14 protein-coding genes are annotated in these 20124 nt (G+C 68.9%); 9 read left to right on the forward strand and 5 right to left on the reverse strand.

The features are described from left to right. Positions 1 to 201: 201 nt before the first annotated feature. From BG418_RS03965 to BG418_RS03975, 3 genes are all read left to right on the forward strand, one after another. Positions 202 to 6540 carry an RHS repeat-associated core domain-containing protein gene (locus BG418_RS03965; protein ID WP_317453486.1) on the forward strand — a complete coding sequence of 2113 codons (6339 nt, stop codon included), beginning with the start codon at positions 202 to 204 and terminating at the stop codon, positions 6538 to 6540. Positions 6541 to 6648: 108 nt separating this feature from the next. Further along, positions 6649 to 7104 (forward strand): hypothetical protein, encoded by a 456-nt coding sequence (locus BG418_RS03970; RefSeq protein ID WP_188272218.1) that lies wholly within the window; start codon positions 6649 to 6651, stop codon positions 7102 to 7104. Further along, entirely contained in the window at positions 7101 to 7292 is a 192-nt protein-coding gene (locus BG418_RS03975) for a hypothetical protein (protein ID WP_188272219.1), read from the forward strand. Before BG418_RS03970 ends, BG418_RS03975 begins: the two co-directional genes overlap by 4 nt. 111 nt (positions 7293 to 7403) lie before the next feature. Here the strand turns inward: BG418_RS03975 and BG418_RS03980 are convergent, their stop codons facing one another. Next, positions 7404 to 8588: an acyltransferase gene (locus BG418_RS03980; RefSeq protein ID WP_188272220.1), complete on the reverse strand. Its 1185-nt coding sequence runs from the start codon at positions 8586 to 8588 to the stop codon at positions 7404 to 7406. A gap of 479 nt (positions 8589 to 9067) precedes the next feature. Here BG418_RS03980 and BG418_RS03985 point away from each other — a divergent pair, with 479 nt between their 5' ends. After that, complete coding sequence (locus tag BG418_RS03985) at positions 9068 to 10072, forward strand: helix-turn-helix domain-containing protein (protein WP_188272221.1); 1005 nt, start codon at positions 9068 to 9070, stop codon at positions 10070 to 10072. 42 nt (positions 10073 to 10114) lie between these two features. On the opposite strand, the gene BG418_RS03990 is transcribed toward BG418_RS03985, so the two are convergent. The 3 genes from BG418_RS03990 to BG418_RS04000 all read right to left on the reverse strand — a co-directional run bounded on the left by BG418_RS03990 (position 10115) and on the right by BG418_RS04000 (position 12398). After that, the gene (locus tag BG418_RS03990) at positions 10115 to 10975 is read right to left on the reverse strand and encodes an oxidoreductase (RefSeq protein ID WP_188272222.1); all 861 of its coding nucleotides are present in this window, start codon (positions 10973 to 10975) and stop codon (positions 10115 to 10117) included. Continuing rightward, positions 10962 to 11819 (reverse strand): helix-turn-helix domain-containing protein, encoded by an 858-nt coding sequence (locus BG418_RS03995; RefSeq protein ID WP_188272223.1) that lies wholly within the window; start codon positions 11817 to 11819, stop codon positions 10962 to 10964. Before BG418_RS03995 ends, BG418_RS03990 begins: the two co-directional genes overlap by 14 nt. Positions 11820 to 11918: 99 nt before the next feature. Beyond that, complete coding sequence (locus tag BG418_RS04000) at positions 11919 to 12398, reverse strand: MarR family winged helix-turn-helix transcriptional regulator (RefSeq protein ID WP_188272224.1); 480 nt, start codon at positions 12396 to 12398, stop codon at positions 11919 to 11921. Between the two features lie 114 nt (positions 12399 to 12512). On the opposite strand from BG418_RS04000, the gene BG418_RS04005 reads away from it, so the two are divergent. Next, positions 12513 to 13070: an NADPH-dependent FMN reductase gene (locus tag BG418_RS04005; protein ID WP_188272225.1), complete on the forward strand. Its 558-nt coding sequence runs from the start codon at positions 12513 to 12515 to the stop codon at positions 13068 to 13070. A gap of 109 nt (positions 13071 to 13179) precedes the next feature. Here BG418_RS04005 and BG418_RS04010 read toward each other — a convergent pair whose 3' ends face one another. Further along, the gene (locus tag BG418_RS04010) at positions 13180 to 13749 is read right to left on the reverse strand and encodes a hypothetical protein (RefSeq protein ID WP_188272226.1); all 570 of its coding nucleotides are present in this window, start codon (positions 13747 to 13749) and stop codon (positions 13180 to 13182) included. Positions 13750 to 14228: 479 nt separating this feature from the next. Between BG418_RS04010 and BG418_RS04015 the strand changes: the two genes are divergently transcribed. From BG418_RS04015 to BG418_RS04030, 4 genes are all read left to right on the forward strand, one after another. Further along, the gene (locus tag BG418_RS04015; RefSeq protein WP_223184247.1) at positions 14229 to 14465 is read left to right on the forward strand and encodes a hypothetical protein; all 237 of its coding nucleotides are present in this window, start codon (positions 14229 to 14231) and stop codon (positions 14463 to 14465) included. A 325-nt stretch (positions 14466 to 14790) separates the two neighbouring features. Next, positions 14791 to 15324: a hypothetical protein gene (locus tag BG418_RS04020; protein WP_188272228.1), complete on the forward strand. Its 534-nt coding sequence runs from the start codon at positions 14791 to 14793 to the stop codon at positions 15322 to 15324. A gap of 1057 nt (positions 15325 to 16381) precedes the next feature. Beyond that, positions 16382 to 16840: a hypothetical protein gene (locus BG418_RS04025; RefSeq protein WP_188272229.1), complete on the forward strand. Its 459-nt coding sequence runs from the start codon at positions 16382 to 16384 to the stop codon at positions 16838 to 16840. 163 nt (positions 16841 to 17003) lie between these two features. Beyond that, complete coding sequence (locus BG418_RS04030; protein ID WP_188272230.1) at positions 17004 to 19925, forward strand: BTAD domain-containing putative transcriptional regulator; 2922 nt, start codon at positions 17004 to 17006, stop codon at positions 19923 to 19925. The last annotated feature ends 199 nt before the right edge of the window (positions 19926 to 20124 follow it).

Genomic DNA, 20124 nt, shown 5'->3' on the forward strand with positions numbered 1-20124 from the left:
GGGGTGTCGGTTTCCCGATTCGGGACCTATGGGCCCGGGGAATTGCAGCACTCCAGGACTTTGGTCCTGATCGTTTCGGGACCTTCGGTGGGCAGACTGAAGGTAAAGGGTGCGTAATGTCGCTGCGGTTACATTCCTCAACATGGGGGCGGCGTGCGCGCTTTCACTCAACGGTCCGGCAGTTCGGGAAGACGGGGATACGTGGGGCGGTGGTCGGGCCGGAAGGCCCGGGTCACGGCGGCGTCGTCCATCCTGTTCGTGATCGGCGGCTTCCTGACCGCCGAGACGGCCGCGGCCACCAGCCGCCTGGCCCTTCCCGCGCTGGAGAAGGACAAGCCCGTACCGGTCTCCAAGGTGAAGTCCGTCTTCGCCGGTGACGGCCGGGTGGACGAGGCGGGGCGCGACGCCCGGCGCCATGCGTCAAACACCGAGTGGCCCGAGGCGGACACGGCCGAGGTCAACATCCCCCGTGCCAAGGGCGCTTTGGCCGAGGCCAAGGGGCTGCCGGTCGAGATCGGTCCGGCGGGCGACGCCAAGGCCGCGCCCGAGCGCGCGCAGGTGCAGGTGCTGGACCGCGCGGCGGGCGACAAGCTCGGCGTGGACGGCGTTCTGATCGCCGTACGCGGCATCGAGGGCACCAAGGACGCTTCCGGCAAGGTCAGACTGACCCTGGACTACTCCGAGTTCGCGGACGTCTTCGGCGCGGGCTGGGCCTCCCGGCTCTCCCTCGCCCAGCTCCCCGGCTGCGCCCTTCAGGACCCGGGTAAGGCGGGCTGCGGCAGCGGTACGGCGCTGAAGACGGCGAACGACACCGACGAGCAGACGGTGACCGCCGAGGTCGCGCTCCCCGCGTCCGGCACCGGCGGCGGCGAGCCCGTCTCCCGCGCCAAGCGTTCCCTCACCGGGCTCGCCGCGGCCCCCGGCGTCACCCTCCTCGCCGCGACCGCCGCACCCCAGGGCGGCGGGGGCGACTTCAAGGCCACGCCTCTGACCCCCTCGGGCAACTGGGCCGCCGGCACCTCGTCGGGCGGATTCACCTGGGCCTACGAGCTCCAGACCCCCCAGGTCCCCGGCGGCCTGGAGCCCGAGCTGGCGCTCGGCTACAGCTCGCAGTCGCTGGACGGCCGCACCGCCGCCACCAACAACCAGGCCAACTGGGTGGGCGACGGCTGGTCCCTGACCGAGAACTTCGTCGAGCGCCGCAACGCCTCGTGCAACGACGACATGAAGTTCGACGGCAAGACCGGCAACAACAAGGCCAAGAACGGCGAGCAGTGCTGGCGCAGCGACAATGCCACCATGTCGCTGGGCGGCCAGTCCCACGAGCTGGTGAAGGACGACACGTCCGGCACCTGGAAGCTCAAGGACGACGACGGGACCCGTATCGAGCGGCTGAACGACACCGCTCGCGGCAACGGTGACGCCGACGGCGAATACTGGCGCGTCACCACCACCGACGGCACCCAGTACCACTTCGGCTACAACCGCCTCCCGGGCTGGGAGAAGGGCAGGACCGAGACCAACTCCACCTGGAACGTGCCGGTCTACGGCAACCACGCGGGCGAGCCGGGACACAAGACGGCCTTCGCGGACTCCTGGCAGAACCAGGCGTGGCGGTGGAACCTCGACTACGTCGTCGACCCCAACGCCAACGCCACGGCCTACTACTACGCGGCCGAGACCAACCGCTACGCCCGCGACGTCAACACGACGACCGGCAAGGGCACGCCCACCGAGTACGCGCGCGGCGGCCACCTGGTCCGCATCGACTACGGCCTGCGCGCCGACAACGTCTTCGGGGCCAATGCGGCAGCCGCCAAGGTCGAGTTCGACGTGTCCGAACGCTGCCTGGCGGACTCCTCCTTCGACTGCGCGCCCGCCAAGATGACGGCCGCCAACGCCAAGCACTGGCCCGACGTCCCCGTGGACCAGCACTGCACCACGGGCGACTGCAAGAACAACGTGGCGCCCACGTTCTGGACGACCAAACGCCTGACGAAGATCACGACGAAGTCCCTGGTCGGCTCCGGCTACCAGAGTGTCGACATCTGGGACCTGCGCCATCAGTTCCCCGATCCCGGCGACGGCTCGACCCCGGCGCTGTGGCTGGCCGGCATCACCCGCACCGGCCACACCGGCGACAAGCCCGAGAAGCTGCCCGAGATCACCTTCAAGGGACAACAGCTCGCCAACCGCGTCGACACCACCGGCGACGGCATCCCGCCGCTCGTCCGCTACCGCGTGTACCAGGTCGACACCGAGACCGGCGGCTCTATCGGCGTCACCTATTCCGGCGCCGACTGCAAGCCCGGCGATCTGCCGGACGAGGCGACGAACACCCGCCGCTGCTATCCGGTCTACTGGTCCTCCACCGACTCACCGGCCGCCGATTACAAGCCCAAAAAGGACTGGTTCCACAAGTACGTGGTGACCGAGATCCTGGAGAACGACCACGTCGCCGGGGCCCCGGCCCAGCGGACCGCCTACTCCTACCTCGGGGGCGCGGCCTGGGCCAGGAGCGAGGACGAGTTCACCCAGCCCGAATACCGCACCCGCAGCGACTACCGGGGTTACGGCGAGGTCCGCACCCTGGTCGGCAGCGGCTCCGACGGCCGCCAGATCGACACCCGAACCCGCTACTTCCGCGGCATCGAAGGCGCCGAAGTCGCCGACTACGAAGGCGTCAAGAGCACCGATCACCCGGCCTTCGCGGGCATGGAGCGCGCCGAGGTCGCCTACAACGGCGCCGAGACCGTCTCCGAGGAGGCGTCCATCCCGTGGCGCCGGGGTCCGACCGCGACCCGGGCCCGGCCCGGACTTCCCGCGCTGGCCGCCGAGCAGACCGGCGTCCAGAGCGAGAGCGGCCGCACCCCGGCCGCCGGCGGCACCTGGCAGCGCACCAAGGCCGAGCGCACCTTCGACGCGTACGGCATGGTGGCCACCGTCACCGACCACGGCGACCTCGACAAGAGCGGCGACGAGTCGTGCACCACGACGAGTTACGCGCGTTCCGCCGCCAACATCGCGGCCAACATGGTGGACCTGGAGTCCGCCGAGAAGACGGTCACCGGGACCTGTGCCGCTCCCGGCAGCGAACTGATCGCCGAGAAGCGCAGCACGTACGACGCCAAGGGCAACACGGTCACGGAAGAGGAGAACGACGGCAAGGGCACCGGTTTCCTCACTGTCGCCCGCACCACCTACGACGTGCACGGCCGTCCGCTGACGGTCACCGACGCGGCGAACGCCGAGATGACCACGGCGTACACCCCGGCGATGGGGGCGGCGCCCACCAGGACGGTCGTCACCAACCCGCTGGGCCATGCGCTCGCCACCGAACTGGACCCGCGCCGCGGACACCCGCTCGCGGAGAGCGACGCCAACGGCAAGCGCACCGACGTCGCCTACGACGGCCTCGGCCGACTGACCTCGGTCTGGGAGCCGGGCCGCCCCAAGGCGGACTACCTGACCTCGCCGAGCGCCGCGTACACGTACACCGTCTCGCGCTCCGCGCCGCCGGTCGTCACACAGACCACGCTCAGGAGCGACGGCGACACCGAGACCACGTACACGATCTACGACGGTCTGCTGCGCGAGCGCCAGACCCAGCAGCCCGCGGCGTCCGGTGAGGGGCGGGTCGTGGAGGAGAAGCAGTACGACTCGCGCGGCCTGGAGTGGAAGACCTTCGACTCGTACTACGCCACCGGCAGTGCCGACGGGAAGCTGGTCGCGGCCGACGACACCAAGGCGCCGGCCGTGCTGCGCACCGTCTTCGACGGCGCGGGCCGTCCCACCGACGTGATCGCGATGAAGTACGGCGACGAGACGCGCCGCACGGTCACCCAGTACGACGGCAACCGCACCACCGTGTTCCCGCCGAAGGGCGGCACGGCGCGCACCACCGTCACTGACGCGGTCGGCCGCACCACCGAGGTCGTGGAGTACACCAGCCAGGACCGCACCACCTCGCAGTCGATCAAGTACGCCTACGACAAGCGGGGTTCGCTCACCCGCGTTACCGACCCGGCGGGCAACGTCCGCACCTACGGCTTCGACGCGCGCGGCCGCGAGGTCCGCACGGAGGATCCCGACCAGGGGGTCAGCACCACGACGTACGACGACATGGACCGACCGGTCGCCACGACGGACGGCCGGGGCGTGACGCTCACCTCGGCCTACGACGTGCTGGGCCGCAAGACGGCGCTGAAGGAGGGCGCCAGGACGCTCGCCGAGTGGACGTACGACAGCGCCGCCAAGGGCGAGATGAGCGAGGCCCGCAGGCTGATCGGCGATCAGGTCTACACCCAGCGGATCACCGGCTACACGGACGACTACCAGCCCAAGGGCATGGACGTGGTCATCCCCGCGTCCGAGGGCGGCCTGGCCGGAACGTACAAGTGGGGCTTCGCCTACAACCAGTACACCGGACTGCTCACCCAGATCGCGCAGCCCGCGATCGGTGACCTGCCCGCCGAGCGGGTGGTGACCCGCTACGACGCCAGGGACGAGGCCCAGGGCCTCACCGCCGGCGGCCGGATCCTGGTCAACTCCTCGACGTACGACGCCTTCGGGCGGGTGATGCGCACCGAGTACAACGACAGTGCGCGCCGCCTCTACCGCAGTTGGGCCTACGACGAGCACACCGGCGAACTGCTGCGGGCCACCACGGACCGCACCATGGCGCCGCAGCGTGTCGACGACACCCACTACAGCTACGACCCGGCGGGCAACGTCACCCGGATCACCACCGAGACGGGGCAGGACCAGGCCAAGGTCAGCGACACCCAGTGCTTCGCCACCGACGCCCTGCAACGCCTCACCCAGGCCTGGACGTCCAAGAGCGACTGCGCTGGGGCCCCGGCCAAGGACAAGGTCGGAGGTCCGCAGCCGTACTGGCTCTCCTACAGCTACGACGCGCTCGGCAACCGCACCCAGGAGACCCGGCACGACACGGGCGGCGACACCGCGCGCGACACGGTCCGCTCCTACGGTTACGCCAAGCCGGGCGGCGCCAAGCCGACCGCGCTGACGTCGGTCGAGTCGAAGACGGGCACGACGGCGGGGCCGACGGAGTCCTTCGGCTACGACGCCGCGGGCAACACCGTCACGCGCAAGACCGACGGCCGTGACCAAAAACTGAGTTGGGACGCGGAGAACCAGCTCGCCTCGGTCGAGGAGAAGGGCGGGGCCACCACCTCGTACACCTACGACGCCGACGGAAATCGCCTGATCCGCAAGGACGGCCAGGGCTCCACGCTCTACCTTCCCGGCGGGAACGAGCTGACGCTCGGTGCCGACGGCAAGAAGGCCGGTACCCGCTACTACGAGATCGACGGCGAGCCGGTCGCGGCCCGCACGGGCGGCGAGGTGCAGTTCCTGTTCGCCGATCACCACGGCACTGCCACCACCGCCGTGGACGCCACCACCCAGGACATCACGCACCGCGCTCTCGCCCCGTTCGGCGAGGACCGGGCGGCGGTGTCGGCGGGTGCGGGTGCGGCGGCCGCGGGAGCGCTGACGGCGGCGGCCCGGGGTTGGCCGGGCGACCGGGGCTTCGTCAACGGCACCAAGGACAGCACGGGCCTGACCCAGTTGGGCGCGCGTGCCTACGACCCGAGGCTGGGCCGTTTCCTCAGCGTCGACCCGATGGTCGACCGGGGCGAGTCGCAGCGCATGAACGCGTACGCCTACGCCAACAACAACCCGGTCACCTTCTCCGACCCCGACGGTCTCTTCTTCGGAAAGATCAAGAACTGGGTGAAGAAGACGACCAAAAAGGCCGTCAAGACGGTGACGAAGGCCGCCAAGAAGGTGGTCAAGGCCACCAAGAAGGTGGTGGCCACGGTCAAGAAGGTCGTCAAAAGGGTGGTGAAGAAGGTGAAGCGGGTCGTCAAGAAGGTGGCCCGGGTCGCCAAGAAGGTGATCAAGCGGACCATCAAGGTGGTCAAGAAATACGCGAAGAAAAAGGTCCAGTACTTCAGCAAGAAGGTGAAGAAGACCTCCAACTACATCAAGCAGAAGTCCTCGCGGGGCTGGTCCAAGGCCAAATCGGCCGGGGCGGTCATAGGCGGTGGCATGAAGAGGGGCTGGAACGCGGCGATATCGACCGGAATGGCCGATGTGCTGGGCAAGGTGAGTACCGTGACGGGTGCGGCCGCCGGAATCCTGGCCGCCACCGGGTTCCTGTTGCCAGTGGCTGGAGCGCTGGGAGCGGTATCCCTGGGAACCGGAGTGGCCAGCGCGGGAATCTATGCGGGCCGTGAAGGGTTCGGCAGCCAGAACTTCAAGAATGCGGCTGTCGGGGTCGGGCTCGGAGTCGCGGGCGGCGGGTTGGGTAAACTTGCCGGACGTGGCGCCCAGGCCATCGGAATACGCGGATCCCGATTTATCGGCGGCGGCCTCAAGCAGATCCTTCCCACCGGTGCCAGGGGCAACGTCATCGGCTATGGCAGGTATATGTCGGCGAAGTACGACGCGATGCCTGCTGCAGTAGGGGCGACCACGACGGACTGGAACGACTGGTCAATCGGTAACCGGTAGCGACGTATCCATGTTCCGACCAGACGGGTGGGTGCGATCCCACATGGTCGCACCCACCCGACGTATGACGCGAAAGGCTATGACATGGAACCCAGGGTGTTCCGTCCGATGGAATCCAGGAGCGGGTTCGTCTTCGGCGGCCTGTTCACCATCGGCGGCATCGTCGCCGCAGTGCGCCTCGGGCTCGGCCACTTCTCCGGTTTCTGGGATGCACTGGGCGTGGCCTGGCTCGTCATTCTCCCGTTCGCCCTGAACGTGGCGCTGGGCAAGATCATCGTGGATGAGCACGGCATCCTGTCCTGGCGGCCCCTGTGGCGCAAGGCATACCGCTGGCAGGACATCTCCGAGGTCACCGTGGAGAAGAAGACGGGCAGGGGCAACGGCGCGTTCCGGATCCGGGTCTACCGTCACGGAGGCAGGCCGATCTGGCTGCCCGCGCCCTATGTCGACATCCGGGCCTCGGACAAGTGGCAGAAGGAGTTCACCGACCAGGCGGAGGACATCAAGGCGCGATGGCGCGAGGCGACGGGCGACGGCCCCGGGAAAGAGGGGACCGCGCGATGACCGGACGCACTCGTATGACGCCCCGTCGCCAGCCGTTGTGGGCGGGCCTGGTGCTCGCCCTGTGGGGCACCGCGTTCCTGGCGCGCTGGCTCATCGGCGACTGGCCCTGGCCGCTGGGCGCGCTCGGCGCGGCGTCGCTCGTGACGGCCCCGTTCCTGCTGCGCGCGGCGCTGCGGCCGGGCACATGAGTCGACGCGTCGGGTGTCGGCCGGGTCCGCAGGTTCGACCTTCGACGGACCCGGCCACCCCGGTGATCGTTTCCGGTCGCAGCATCAGAGGAGCGGAGCTGGCTCTCCCGCTCAGGACGTCGCGGCCTTGGCCCGCCGCGGTGTCGACCAGCGGCGGGTGAGCGGTCGCTCGACGAGTGCGTAGAGGGCCCAGGACGTCAGGATGCACACCGCGAGCAGCGCGGCTACCAGGCCGATGGCCACGGGTGTCGAGTAGAGGTCGTGTCCGAGGACCTTGCGGCCGTAGACGAGCACGATGGAGTGCAACAGGTAGAAGGCGAACGATATTTCGCCGAGCCAGACCATCGCGCGGTTGCGGAAGAGGGTGAACTCGCCCTTCGCGTCGGCCATGGCGGCCGCCGCGATGAGGAGGGTGATCGGGATGATCGAGGTGGCGCGCTGGGCGTAGAGCATGTCCGACTTCAGGGCGAGCCAGTAGCTGCCCGCCAGGAGCACGCTGGACCACATGATGCCGATGTTGCGCCAGCGCCCGTTGAGTACCGCGTGCGCCACGAGCATGCCGAGCGCGAAATCGAGCAGGCGCACCGGCGGGAAGTCGTACGCGAACCACAACTGCTTCACCGAGGCGTCCGCCGATGTCGAGGTGCTGAGTTGGATCGCCGGCGAGTCGGGCAGCACGTGGTAGGCGAACCAGGGTGTGAGGATGATCCCCGCGAGGACCCCGCCGATCCAGTACTTCAGGCGTGCCGGGTCGATGCGTAAGAACAGGCGGTGCAGCAGCGGGAACGCGGCGTAGAAGACGAGTTCGCAGCCCAGCGACCAGCTCGCCATGTCCACGCTCAGGAGGTACTGGAGGTCCGGTACCCACACGTGGACCATGAAGAGGTTGGCGAGTGCCACCCGGGTCGGGGTGTAGGCGGAGGCGAAGAGGACCATGGCCAGGCCCCAGGTGATCGCGTAGTTCGGGTAGATCTTGGCGAACCGGCGGCGCCAGAAGGCCCGCGCCGTGTCCTTCGGGCGGGCGGACCACGTCAGGACGAAGCCGCTGAGCACGAAGAAGAAGGCAACGCCCAGCCCACCGGCCTTCTCCGTGGCCTTGTTGAGGTCCATGGCCACCCTGTCGTCCCCGAACAGGCGTACCTGGGGCACCGGCAGTGCGGCATGGCTGATGAAGACCATGAACGCGGCGGGAAACCGCAGTCCGGTCAGCGAGGGCAGCCGGGAGGAACGGCCAGCGGGCAGCCGGTCGCGCTCGGGCGGCGCCTCACTGGACGCCCGCAGCATGCTGCTTGTCATGGACAACCTTCCTGAACGCGTGGGGGAGTCGGCCCTTGGGGACTGAGGGCCGACGGGGCTGGACAGCGCCCCGCCGCAGTGGGGCCGGGCGCCGCGCCCGGGTTGCGGTGGCGGGCCCGCTGCGCGCCGGGCTGTGGGTTTCCGTGTCGTTGTGGGCAGGCATGGCGCCGGGTATTTCCCAGGCCTTCGCGGTCGATCGCCTCACCGCCGAGCAGGCCAACCCGGCCAGGCTCGCGGAACCAGTCCGCAGGTACTGACGGGTGAAAGCCCTGCTCCCGGTGCGACAAGATCTTTTCGAGGACGCCTCAGTCTGTCCGAGGGGGGTGGAATGCGTCGTTGGCGCCTAGCGCATGGTTGTTGGCGTGGAACGCACTGCCCGGGCGCGCGACCGTGCAGGGAACGCACTGCCGTTTCTCAAGGTCACTGCACTTTGCTGGCTGTTTTGGATCACTGTTGCCAGGATGTGTGTGGGAGTGGGGATGCGTTCAACAGTCGTCGACACCGCCGAGTTTCCCATCAGTGAGCGGCCGGAGGCGTGGGCCGAGGCCATGGCTGTGGCGCAAGTGCCCCAGCGCGTCACGGCCCTTGAGACGGGAACTTTCGGAGCGCGGATCGAGATGATGCCCCTGGGCGCCGGGCAGGTCTCCGTCCTCTCCTCGTACGCCTCTGTTGCCACCCAGCGCACACCCCGGCACGTCCGGCAGTCCGATCCGGAGATGTACCGGGTCGTCCTCGTCGCGGACGGAGCGGTAGGCATCGAGCAGTGTCGGCAGCGGTTCCTGCTCAGGCGCGGAGAGATGGGCTTCGGCGACAGCTCTCAGCCCATCGACATCTCCGCCGGTGACACCCCGGGCAGGCATCTCGTCTTCCAGTTCCCGAAGAAGCTCCTGCGGCTTCCGCACGAGCAGTTCACCCGGCTGTGCGGTCTGTCCCTGCCGTGGACACAGGGCGTCGGCCGGCTGTTCGGCCAGTTCCTGGCGGGACTTGCCGACGAGTACGCCCAGTGCACACCGCAGGACGCCACCCGCCTCGAAGACACCGCGCTCGACCTGCTGTCGGCCGTACTGGCGCACCATCTCGACGACGACGCTTCGCGCGGTGGCTCCGCTGTGTCCGATGCGTCCGGCCAGAAGGCGCTGTTCCTGCGGATCAGCGCCTTCATCACCGAGCATCTGGCGGACCCCGCCCTCGTGCCGGAAGCCATCGCCTCGGCCCACCACATCTCCCTGCGGTACCTGCACCGCGTCTTCCAGCACAACGGCACCACACCCCGGGCCTTCATCCGCCAGCACCGGCTCGACCGCTGCCGCCGGGACCTGGCCGACCCGGCCCTGCAACACCTCACCATCCACACCATCGCCGCCCGCTGGGGCTACCCCCAGCCCGACAGTTTCTCCCGCGCCTTCCGCACGGCCACCGGAATGTCCCCCAGCGAATACCGCGCCGCCAAGCGCTACGCCATGCTTCCCAGCCTCGCCTCATGACGGGCGCGACGCGCCGGCCCCTGTGGTGGGTGGTGTCCGTGGTCAGCTTGCCGTCTGCTTTTGGGGGAAGTCGGCGCTGAGAGTTACTTCCCGCCAATCGTTGAAGGTGGTTTTGAGGGAGTCGAGCTTGCCGGTGGCGATGTCGTACGCCGCTTTGCCCAGGAGCAGGCGCAGCGGGGGATTCTCGGCCGTGACGGCGTCGATGACGGCCTGGGCGGCGCGTGCCGGATCCCCGGGCTGGTGGCCGTAGGTGGCCAGGGTGCTGGCGCGTCGTGTGCCCGCGGTGGGGGCGTAGTCGTCGATGGTCGCGGCGGACTGGCGCATGGAGGGTCCGGACCAGTTGGTGCGGAACGCGGCGGGTTCGACGATCGTCACGTTGATGCCGAGTGGGGCGATCTCGGCGGCGAGGGACTCGGAGAGGCCTTCCACGGCGAACTTGGTGGCGTGGTAGTAACCGGTGGCGCCGAAGCCGACGAGGCCGCCGAGGGAGGACATGTTCACGATGTGGCCGCGGCGACGGGCTCGCATGCCGGGCAGGACGGCCTTGGTGGTGTTGACCAGGCCGAAGACGTTGGTGTCGAACAAGTCCCGAACCTCGTCGTCCTCGCCCTCCTCGACGGCGGCGAGGTAGCCGTAGCCGGCGTTGTTGACCAGTACGTCGATCCGTCCGAACGCTGCCTGTGCCTGGGCGACCGCCTTGGCGATCTGCTCGGCGTCGGTGACGTCCAACGTGAGGGGGAGGGCGCGTTCCTCGTGCCCGGCGACTATGTCGGCGACCTTGCCGCCGTCCCGGGCGGTGACCACGGCACGCCACCCCTGTGCCAGCACGGCTTGGGCCAGTGCCCGGCCCAGCCCGGAGGAGCAGCCGGTGATGAACCATACGGGGGAGTCAGGGGAGTTCATGCGGGAAGTGTCCTTCGTCTTGCATGTCGTGGAAATCGGTGAGGGCGAGGCTGCCCAGCAGGGCCAGAGACTGTTCGGCCGCGCTGCCGGGTTCGGCTCGGTAGACCACCAGGTGCTGGCCGGGGGCGCTGTGGACGGAGAAGGTCTCGAAGGCCAGAGTGAGGTCGCCGACCAGCGGGTGCCGGAAACGTTTGGCTGAGGCCGTCTTGGCCCGCACGTCGTGGCGCGCCCACATACGTGCGAAGTCGGGGCTGCGCACCGACAGTTCGCCGACGAGTTCCTGCAGCCGCTGATCGTCCGGGGCGGGATTGGCGGCCCGTAGCGCGGCCACGCATCCCTGCGCCACGACGGCCCAGTCGCGGTAGAAGCCCTGGGCGGCCGGGTTGAGGAACATGGCGGTGATCAGGCTGGTCTCGTTGCCGAGCCAGGAGAACAGCGCCTCGCCCAGGGAGTTGACGGCCAACAGGTCGAGGTAGCGTCCGTAGACCAGAGCCGGGGTGTCCGCCCACGCGTCCAGCAAGGACACCAGTTGTGGGCCGGCGTACTCCCGAGCGGGCCGGGCCCGCGGGCGCTGGGGCGGATCGACCATGGCGCGCAGGTAGGCGGCTTCCTCGTCCTGAAGCAGGAGCGCGGCCGCCAGGGCCCGCAGGACCTGGGACGAGGGATTGCGTTCGCGTCCCTGTTCCAACCGTACGTAGTAGTCGGTACTCACCCCGGCGAGGACGGCAACCTCCTCCCGGCGCAGACCAGGTGTACGGCGCGCCCCCGCGGGCATCCCGTGGTCCTCGGGGCGCACCAGTGCGCGGCGGGCCCGCAGGAACTCACTCAGCCGGTTGTTGTCCATGCCGACCAACGTACGGGCCGGCACCGCGAAGAGGGTGGCCCTGCCGCACCCACCCGGAGAAGCGGATCGCAGGGACCACGGCCAACCTGCGCGAGGTCGTCAGGCGTCGTTCTTGCGCGCGATGCCCATCCGCTCGCGGAGCAGCTCGCCGACCTCGGCGAGAGTGTGCAGTTGCTCCGGGGTGAGGATGTCGATGAGGTGGCGGCGTACGGACTCCACGTGGAGCGGGGCCGCCGTCGTGATCGTGGTGACGCCGAGGTCGGTGAGGACCACTTCGGCACCGCGGCCGTCGGTGGCCACCTCCTCGCGGCGGACGATACCGCGCTGTTCCATACGGGTGAGTTGGTGGGACAGCCGGCTGCGGGACCACTGCATCAGGACGGCCAGGGCGCTGATCCGCATGCGGTGGCCCTCGGTCGAGCCGAGTACCGACAGGACGTCGTAGTCGGCCTCGGAGAGCCCGCTGTCGTGGGTCAGGTCGCGTGCGATGCCCGCGTTGACCAGCGGGAACATCCGCCTCCACGCGTACCAGGCGTCCTGCTCGGAGTCGGTGAGCCAGCGCGGCTGGGGTTCGGTCATGCGTTCACTCTAGCCAGGTTGATGATGCGTCACCTACCTAGTTGACACATCACTCACGCGAGGGTTTCTATAGGTGACACATCAACAACCGGCTGTCTGTCAGGAGTGCCCCTCATGTCCCGTCTCCACGTCATCTCCGCCTCCGTGCGCCCCACCTCCGCGGCCCGGCCCCTCGCCCGCTGGGTCGCCGAACAGGCCCGCGAGCGGGGCGGCTTCGACGTCACGCCGGTCGACCTCGGCGAGATCGCGCTGCCGTTCCTGGACGAGCCCGAGTGCGCGTCCAGCGGGATCTACACCCACCAGCACACCCGCGACTGGAGCGCCCTCATCGACTCCGCCGACGCTTTCCTGTTCGTACTGCCGATGTACAACAGTGGCTTCACCGCCCCGTTCAAGAACGCCATCGACTTCCTCTACCGCGAGTGGCAGGGCAAGCCGGTCGGCCTGGTCAGCTACAGCGCGGGCCCGACCGGGGGAGCGCCGGCCGCGGAAATGCTCCAGCCGGTGCTCAAGAGGGTCGGCATGGTGCCCGCCGAACGGTCCGTGGCGATCGCGGGGATCAACGACTTGGTGGACGGGTCCGACACCTTCCGGGCGCCGGAGGGCCTGGCGGGCGAGCTCGCCGGGGTGCTGGACGAAGTCGCCGCGCTGGCGGGACTGGTCACCGCCTGAAGACGGCCATGGCTGAGCCAGGACGAGTCGGCCGGCCAGCCCATGGCCGCGCCCGAACGTACGGGGATCTCTTTTCCCCGTACATTCGGCGCTGTTGTGTCCGCGTGGCCTATTCCTCGAAGTAGGCGTTGAGCACTTCTTCGAGCTGCTCGGACCACTGGGCCAGGCTCGGCCGGTCCGGGGCCTGGACATCGGTACGGAACCAACGGGTCCGCGGCCCGGTCAGGTGCAACGTGATCGTGAACCGGCGGGTCCAACGCGCGGTCGCGTACTCGACGGCGCTGAGTTCGTCCCAACCGAACTCGGCCTCTTCGCCGTCCAGTTGCAGCCGGATCCCCGAGCGGTCGGCGGTGATGGACCCTCGCCGGTCGGACAGGAGGAGAGTGGGCCCCTCCTCGCCTTCGCCGGGATCGGCGGCGTCGGATTCGGCTTCGGTCTGCGACTCCGCCTCCGACTCCGCATCGACTTTCGCTTCGGTTTCGGCGTCGGCCGCCGGCGCGGCGGTGCCGGGTTCGTCGGCCGCCGCGTCCCCCGCATCGGGTTCCGGCCCGGCCGCACCCTGCCGAGACTTCGCCGCTTCGGGCGCGGCGGCAAGGGAGGGCATGAGCCCGGGGACGTACGCCGGGTTCAGTGCGGCGGTGTTCAAGGGCGTGTGCTGATCGTCTGCTCGCTGGTCCACGGCGCGAAGTATGTCGAACGGAGCTGTGTGAGAGCCATAAGGGGACCCGCCATCTCTGACATCGGAGCGGAACCGGAAAGCCCGGCGGCCGCCGGGGAGGCTGCGACTAAGGGTCCCTTCGTGGCGTGGAGTCCGTGATGTCAGGGGAAGTTGAGTGCCTTGGGGTCCAAGAAACAGTAGTGCAACACCGAGTCTTGTGAGGATCCTGTGAGCATCGTGATCGAGACGAGCAAGCCGATCCCGGAGGTCGCCCAGTGCTTTGACCGGGATGGTTCGCCGGGTTGCTGGTCGCGGTGGTGGGTGCCGGACCGGTTGGATGTGAGCCGACAGGCCGTGCGACAGGTGGAGGCGCATGGTGGCAGAGCCCGTTCGAGTCCGCAGGCTGACCGATCAGGAGGGGCGGCGGCTTCTCCCCCGACAACCTCGCCGGAGCCCGTGAGTCCGACCTCCTCGCGGTCGACAAGTCCGGGGTGCTGTGGATGTACCTCGGCTACGCCGACGGCCGCGTCACCGCCCGCACCAAGGTCGGCGGCGGCTGGGGCCAGTACACCGAGATCGCCGGCCAAAGCGACCTCAACGGCGACGGACGCACCGACATCGTCGCCCGCGACAAGGTCGGTGTGCTGTGGCTCTACTCCGGCAACGGCAACGCCACCGACCCCTTCGACAACCGCGTCAAGATCGGCTGGGGCTACAACTCGCTCAACCTGATCTGATCACCGGGTGCGCCGGGCCGTGGGAACGGGACCCGGCGCACCTGGCCCCACCTAAAGGGCGGCCTCGCCGGGGAGGGCCGCCCTTCGTCGTGGTGCGCCAACGGCAAAGGGTGAGCGCGGGACCGGACGAAGGACTCGAACTCTCTGCTACGGCACCCAGGGCGGTGATCTGGGCATGTAGCGGCCCCGGCACCCCGAACCTCATGTACCCCCCCCGGCTGACCGCGCATTAGGACGAATCTAGGACAGTCGACGGACCCGTTTCCATAGCGTCACCGTGCGGCATCCAGCCGTTCCCGCCCAACGAAAAGGAAACGGGGATCAGATGACGAGCAAGTTCAAGTCGAAGAACTGGGCGTTGACCGCGGTGACGGCGATGACGGCCGCCATGGCCCTGGTGGGGACGGTCGGTGCGACCGGAGCCACGGCTGCCGACGCGGCGAGCGCCAGCAGCATGACGCCGAGTCACTCCGCGGCTGCTCCTGCGGGTTCGGTGCTGGTCAAGAAGGTCAAGACGGCGCAGGGCACGATCGACATCTACCGGAACTCCGCTGCGGGGGTCCGGCCCTTCTCCGCGTCCGGCTGCGCGGGTGGCAGCTTCGAGGTCTGCATCGACATCAACGGGGGCGGGACGTTCGTCTACTACATCCAGAACTCGACGCACTTCCCCAGCGCCGGCACGGTGAACATGCAGATCAACGGCCCCTCGGGGGTGATCGCTCAGACGGGTAACTTCTACGAGAGCGGCGGCTGGTACAGCTTCCTCGTGAACTTCGACTACAACGTGACGCCCGGGTACTACTGCGCCACGTCCTTCACCTACACCTCCCGCCAGGGCGCCTGCGAGACCGTAAGCTGACGCTTCGGCACTTCGGCGACGGGGCAGCCGTGCTCTCCGGCGGCTGCCCTCTCCGGGGCGGGGGCTATGCGGACTCAAGTTCGTGCAGTCGACACGGTTCTTTCCGCCTCCTGAGCTATGCGGCGGCCTCGTGTCCGCCCTACTCAGACGAGTTGACACAAGCCGCCCAGCTGCTGACACGAGAGCGGACCACAGCCGCACAGCGACTCCGCCGGGTCGCCCAGCGGGACCACCCGTGCCCCTGGCGCCGCGGGAGGCGAAGACCCGGTGGACGGCTTTGCCCGAGTACGACAGGCGGAGCGAGAACACGTAGCCGGTCACCAGTCGCGGTCACGTCACCGAAGTCGACCTCCGGGTGATCGTACGGCGCTGCTTGCGCGGCGCGTCGAGGTCTCTCCGCAGCATCTCGTCGATCACCGGCTTGTACGGATCCAGCGCAAGTCCGGCGCCGCGGCGGCTTCTTCCGGGACGCTGGCCAGACCGAGTCCACGGCCTTCCTGACCGTTCGCCACGACACGTTGTCCTTGCGCTCAAGCCCGCGCATCTTCATGTCGGCACGGCGAACACGCCGGATCGCCTCGTACGGCTCGACCTTGGACATCTGCGGTGAGCGTGCCGAGGACGTCTCCGGGCGCCTGATCTCTCGGCGCTACCCAAATCCATCGACAAACCGTGAAGCGTCCGGTTCGTTTCGACGGGTGTAGGTGACGGTGTCCCTGCTGGAGGAACTGGAGCGCCGCGAGATCGCGATCCGTGAACGGGTTTCCGACCTTCGGTTATAGGTGGCCGAGTTGAGTGATCGGCTGGAAGCATTCGAGGAGATGCTGTCGGCGGATGGAGGCTGCCCGGGCGGTAGTGCGGGAGATCCAGGTGGAGTCGGTGAGGGTGAAGCTGAAGCGCCTGGCGAGTCGGGGCCGGCTCACCGGGACAGCCCGGGTCTGTTCGCCCTGGCCGAGCACATAGCGGGCACCGTCTCGCCCGGTCCGCTCTCTGACGGGTGAGAACCCTTCTTCCTACGGTCGGAAGTGACGAGCAACCCCCGTACGAAGAAGAGCCGGTGGAACCGTACGAGACGCCGCCGAGTGCCGACCTCTTTGAGGCAGCGACGAAATCGTTCGCCGCGTTCGTGACCGGTCTTGGGTCCGAGACCGCGGCCCGCCAGACCCACGATGAACTGGAGGACCTCCTCGATACACGCGGGCGTGAGGTGCTGCGGAAGCTCTTCCAGGACCATCTGGACCTGCGCACGCCGCGCGAGCAACAAACGCGTCTGGAAGCACCGAATGCGCACCCGGCCGACGCGATGTGCCGCCCTCGATCTCTCGACGGCGCACGTGTGGTGGGAATGGCGCGCGCATGTGCTCTTCCCACAGTCGTGAGAGCAGGTTCAGTCCCGGTTCGCTCATGTTCGCGATCACGCCCGACATCCAGGCTCTGCGGAAAGGAGCGCCCGCAGAGCCGTCGAATGACCGCTCGACCTGTTGCCTCGGCCGTGAACGCCTGCCTGCTGGTCTGAGGACCACCTCACTCAGAACGAGCCGCGCCCAAACCGGAATGACCGGGCACCCACGGTGACGCTATGGACACGAGTCCGTCGTCCGCCCTAGATTCGTACTAATGCACGACCAACCGGGGAACGGCGTCACTTTTCACGTGCCGGGGGGTACATGAGATTCGGGGTGCTGGGGCCGTTACACGTCCAGATCACCGGGCGCGAGGTCCGGCTCGACGGGCCGCGGCAGGCCAAGATGCTGGCAGCACTTCTGATCGACGCCAACACCAGCGTCGCCATGGAACGGCTCGTCGCCGTGATGTGGGACGGGAACGCGCCCGCCACCGCGGTCCGTCAGGTCCAGGACGCTCTCTCAGGGCTGCGCCGCAACCTCGCCGCCTGCGGAGCACCCGGCTCCCTGATCAGCACCCGGCGCGGCGGCTACGAGATCCACCTGGCCCCGGATCAGCTCGACCTGCTGGAGTTCGGCCATGAGCGGTACCTTGCCGAACGGCACACGGCCCCGTTCGAGACGGCTGCCGCGCTGCGCCGGGCGCTGACCTGCTGGCGCGGGAACGCCCTGACCGACATCTCCAGCCGGGTCCTGGAGATCGATGCGGCACGGCTGAACATGAAACGCGCGGCCACGCACAAGCAGTGCCTGGCCATCGAACTCGACCTGGGGCGGCATCGTGAGGTCATCGAGGAGCTGACCGCTCTGCTGCGCGAGCACCCCTATGACGAGCAGGTCGCCGAACACTTGATAGTCGCTCTATACCGATGTCGGCGACAGGGCGAGGCGCTGCAGGTGTACGAACGGCTGCGCCGGACACTGGCCGACGAACTCGGCGTCGACCCCAGCCGGCCGCTCCAGGCACTGCACCAGCGCATCCTCACCGCGGATCCCGCCCTGACGGCTCCGGTCCCGGCAAGCAGGCCCTTGGACATACCACCGGTGAGCCCTGACGAGGCAGCCGCCAGGCCGGCCATGGCGATGCCTGTACGTCAACTGCCTCTCGACGTATCCGACTTCGTGGGCCGGGCCGAGGAGCTGGCCGAGATCGCCCGATTACTCGACAGGTCGGCGTCGAACCGGGCCCCGGTGGCCGTCATCGTGGGCGGTCCCGGTGTCGGCAAGTCCTCCCTGGTGACGCACGCCGCGCGGCTGGCGAGCGCCGACTTCCCCGACGGGCAGCTCTACCTCAACCTCGCCGGGACATCAAACGAGCCGCGGGACGCGGGACTGATGCTGGCCGAGGCGCTGCGTGCGCTCTCGATCGCCGGCAGCGCGATCCCGAACGGCCTGTCCGAGCGGGCCGCGCTCTACCGGTCGTTGCTGGCCGACCGTCGCATGCTGGTGGTGCTGGACGATGCCGGCCACGCCGATCAGGTACTGCCCTTGCTGCCCGCGGCCGACGGCTGTGCCGTGTTGATCACCAGCCGCACTCTGCTGACGCAACTTCCCGGCGCTCGGCACATCAACCTGGAGGTGCTGAGCCCGGCAGAGGCCAGGGAGTTGTTCACCGAAATCGTGGGGCGGCGGCGGGTCGAGCGGGAGCCGGCGGAGGCCGACGCGATCCTCGACTGCTGCGGCAACCTGCCGCTGGCGATCCGGATCGCCAGCGGCAAGCTGACGGGCCGCCCGGCCTGGTCGCTGCGGGTTCTGCGGGAACGCATCGAGGACGAGTCACGGCGGCTGGCCGAGCTGAGGATCGGGGATCTGAGCGTGCGAGCCAGCGTCGAGCTGAGCCTGCGGCTGCTGCCGGCCGACGTGGTGCGCGCGCTGAGTCTGCTGGGTCTGCTCGGCGCCTACACCCTGCCCGGCTGGGTGGTCGGCCCTCTGCTGGACCGCTCGGACGGCGAGGAGGTGCTGGACACCCTCGTCGACGCCAGCCTGGTTCGGCTGACCGCCACCGACGCCCTCGGCGAGCCTCGCTACCGGCTGCACGACCTGATCAGGACCTGTGCCGTGGAGATCGCCGCCCCGCTGCCGACGGCGGACAAGCGGGACGCGATCTCCCGCGTGCTGTCCGTCTGGCTTGAGCTGATCGGGCGCGGCACAGACCGGCTGCCGGGCGGGCTGCTGGCCCCCACTCCCGGTTCAGCACCCCGCCGGTCACTGCCCGATACGGTCATGGACCGGCTGCTCGCCGACCCGGTCGGCTGGTTCGACGCGGAACGCGACAACCTGCTCGGCACGGTGAAACTGGCCGTGCACTGGGGCCTGGACGAGCTGGCCTGGGAGCTGGCGGCCGGCACGACGACCTACTACGACCACCGGTGTCTCTACCAGGACTGGCAGCACGGGCACCGGCTCGCGCTGGACGCCGCCGAGGCCGCCGGCAACATGCGCGGCGTATCAGTACTGCTGCGCGGTCTTGGGCAACTGCACATCTACCAAGACGAGTTCGACCGGGCCACCCGCGCCCTGGAGTCCTCCCTCAGGTTGTGCCAGGAAAGTGGGGACAAACACGGCGAGGCCCTTTCGGTGGCCATGCTGGGTACGGTCAGCCGGGTACAGGGCCGTGACGACGAAGCACTCGAACGTATCGAGCACGCGCTGGCCATCGCGGCCGGGGAAGGCGACCGGCACATCGAAGCGCAGCTGTCCTGCTCCATGGCCGTGATGAAGCTCATGCAGGGCAAACTCGACGAGGCGGAGTTCTGGTTCGACGGAGCCCTGAGCCAGGCCAGGGCGCTGGGCGACGGGCATCGCATGGCCGTGGTGCTGCGGCGGTTCAGCCGGCTGCACGATCGGCGCGGTGATCCGGATGAGGCGCTGCGCTGTCTGAGGCAGGCGTTGGCCACCTTCGAGGAACTGGCCGACGAGCGGTGCGCCGCGTACACGCTGCTGGAAGTCGGCCGCGTGCACGCCGGTCAACACGACCGGGACCGGGCGAGCCCGGCGCTGCAGCGCGCGGCGGGTATCTTCCACCGGCACGGCGACCACCAGGACGAGGCCACATGCTGGCAACTGATCGGCGACCTGGACGCCGCCGCCGGCCTCCACCACCTGGCGCGCCAACACCGAGAACGGGCGCTGCGGCTGTGGCAGACGATCGGCGACATGAACCAGACGAGCGCTCCAGCGCGACCATCGTCACCATGAGGCGGTTATGCCCTTATGCCCTTGATCGGTCCTGGACTTGCTCGCCTTCGTTCCCACCAGTGCCCAGGCCCACCGCGCCGAGAGGGCGCAGAGGCGATACCGTCACCTCATCAGGGCCGAGCCTCGTCGGGGGAGGGAAACCCCCCGGGGAAGACAGGGCTGAGCAGGCAGGGTGCGCGGCCTGGTGTCGCCCGGTTGG

It is taken from the genome of Streptomyces sp. CBMA152, assembly GCF_014596475.1.
Taxonomy (GTDB): Bacteria; Actinomycetota; Actinomycetes; order Streptomycetales; family Streptomycetaceae; genus Streptomyces.

What these genes read in the sequence shown, in the direction of transcription:
- BG418_RS03970 (WP_188272218.1), top strand. Translation starts at nt 6,649, where the DNA reads ATGGAATCCAGGAGCGGGTTCGTCTTCGGCGGCCTGTTCACCATCGGC.
- BG418_RS03980 (WP_188272220.1), bottom strand. Translation starts at nt 8,588, where the DNA reads ATGACAAGCAGCATGCTGCGGGCGTCCAGTGAGGCGCCGCCCGAGCGC.
- BG418_RS04000 (WP_188272224.1), bottom strand. Translation starts at nt 12,398, where the DNA reads ATGACCGAACCCCAGCCGCGCTGGCTCACCGACTCCGAGCAGGACGCC.
- BG418_RS04020 (WP_188272228.1), top strand. Translation starts at nt 14,791, where the DNA reads ATGACGAGCAAGTTCAAGTCGAAGAACTGGGCGTTGACCGCGGTGACG.
- BG418_RS04015 (WP_223184247.1), top strand. Translation starts at nt 14,229, where the DNA reads ATGTACCTCGGCTACGCCGACGGCCGCGTCACCGCCCGCACCAAGGTC.
- BG418_RS03985 (WP_188272221.1), top strand. Translation starts at nt 9,068, where the DNA reads ATGCGTTCAACAGTCGTCGACACCGCCGAGTTTCCCATCAGTGAGCGG.
- BG418_RS03975 (WP_188272219.1), top strand. Translation starts at nt 7,101, where the DNA reads ATGACCGGACGCACTCGTATGACGCCCCGTCGCCAGCCGTTGTGGGCG.
- BG418_RS03990 (WP_188272222.1), bottom strand. Translation starts at nt 10,975, where the DNA reads ATGAACTCCCCTGACTCCCCCGTATGGTTCATCACCGGCTGCTCCTCC.
- BG418_RS04005 (WP_188272225.1), top strand. Translation starts at nt 12,513, where the DNA reads ATGTCCCGTCTCCACGTCATCTCCGCCTCCGTGCGCCCCACCTCCGCG.
- BG418_RS03995 (WP_188272223.1), bottom strand. Translation starts at nt 11,819, where the DNA reads ATGGACAACAACCGGCTGAGTGAGTTCCTGCGGGCCCGCCGCGCACTG.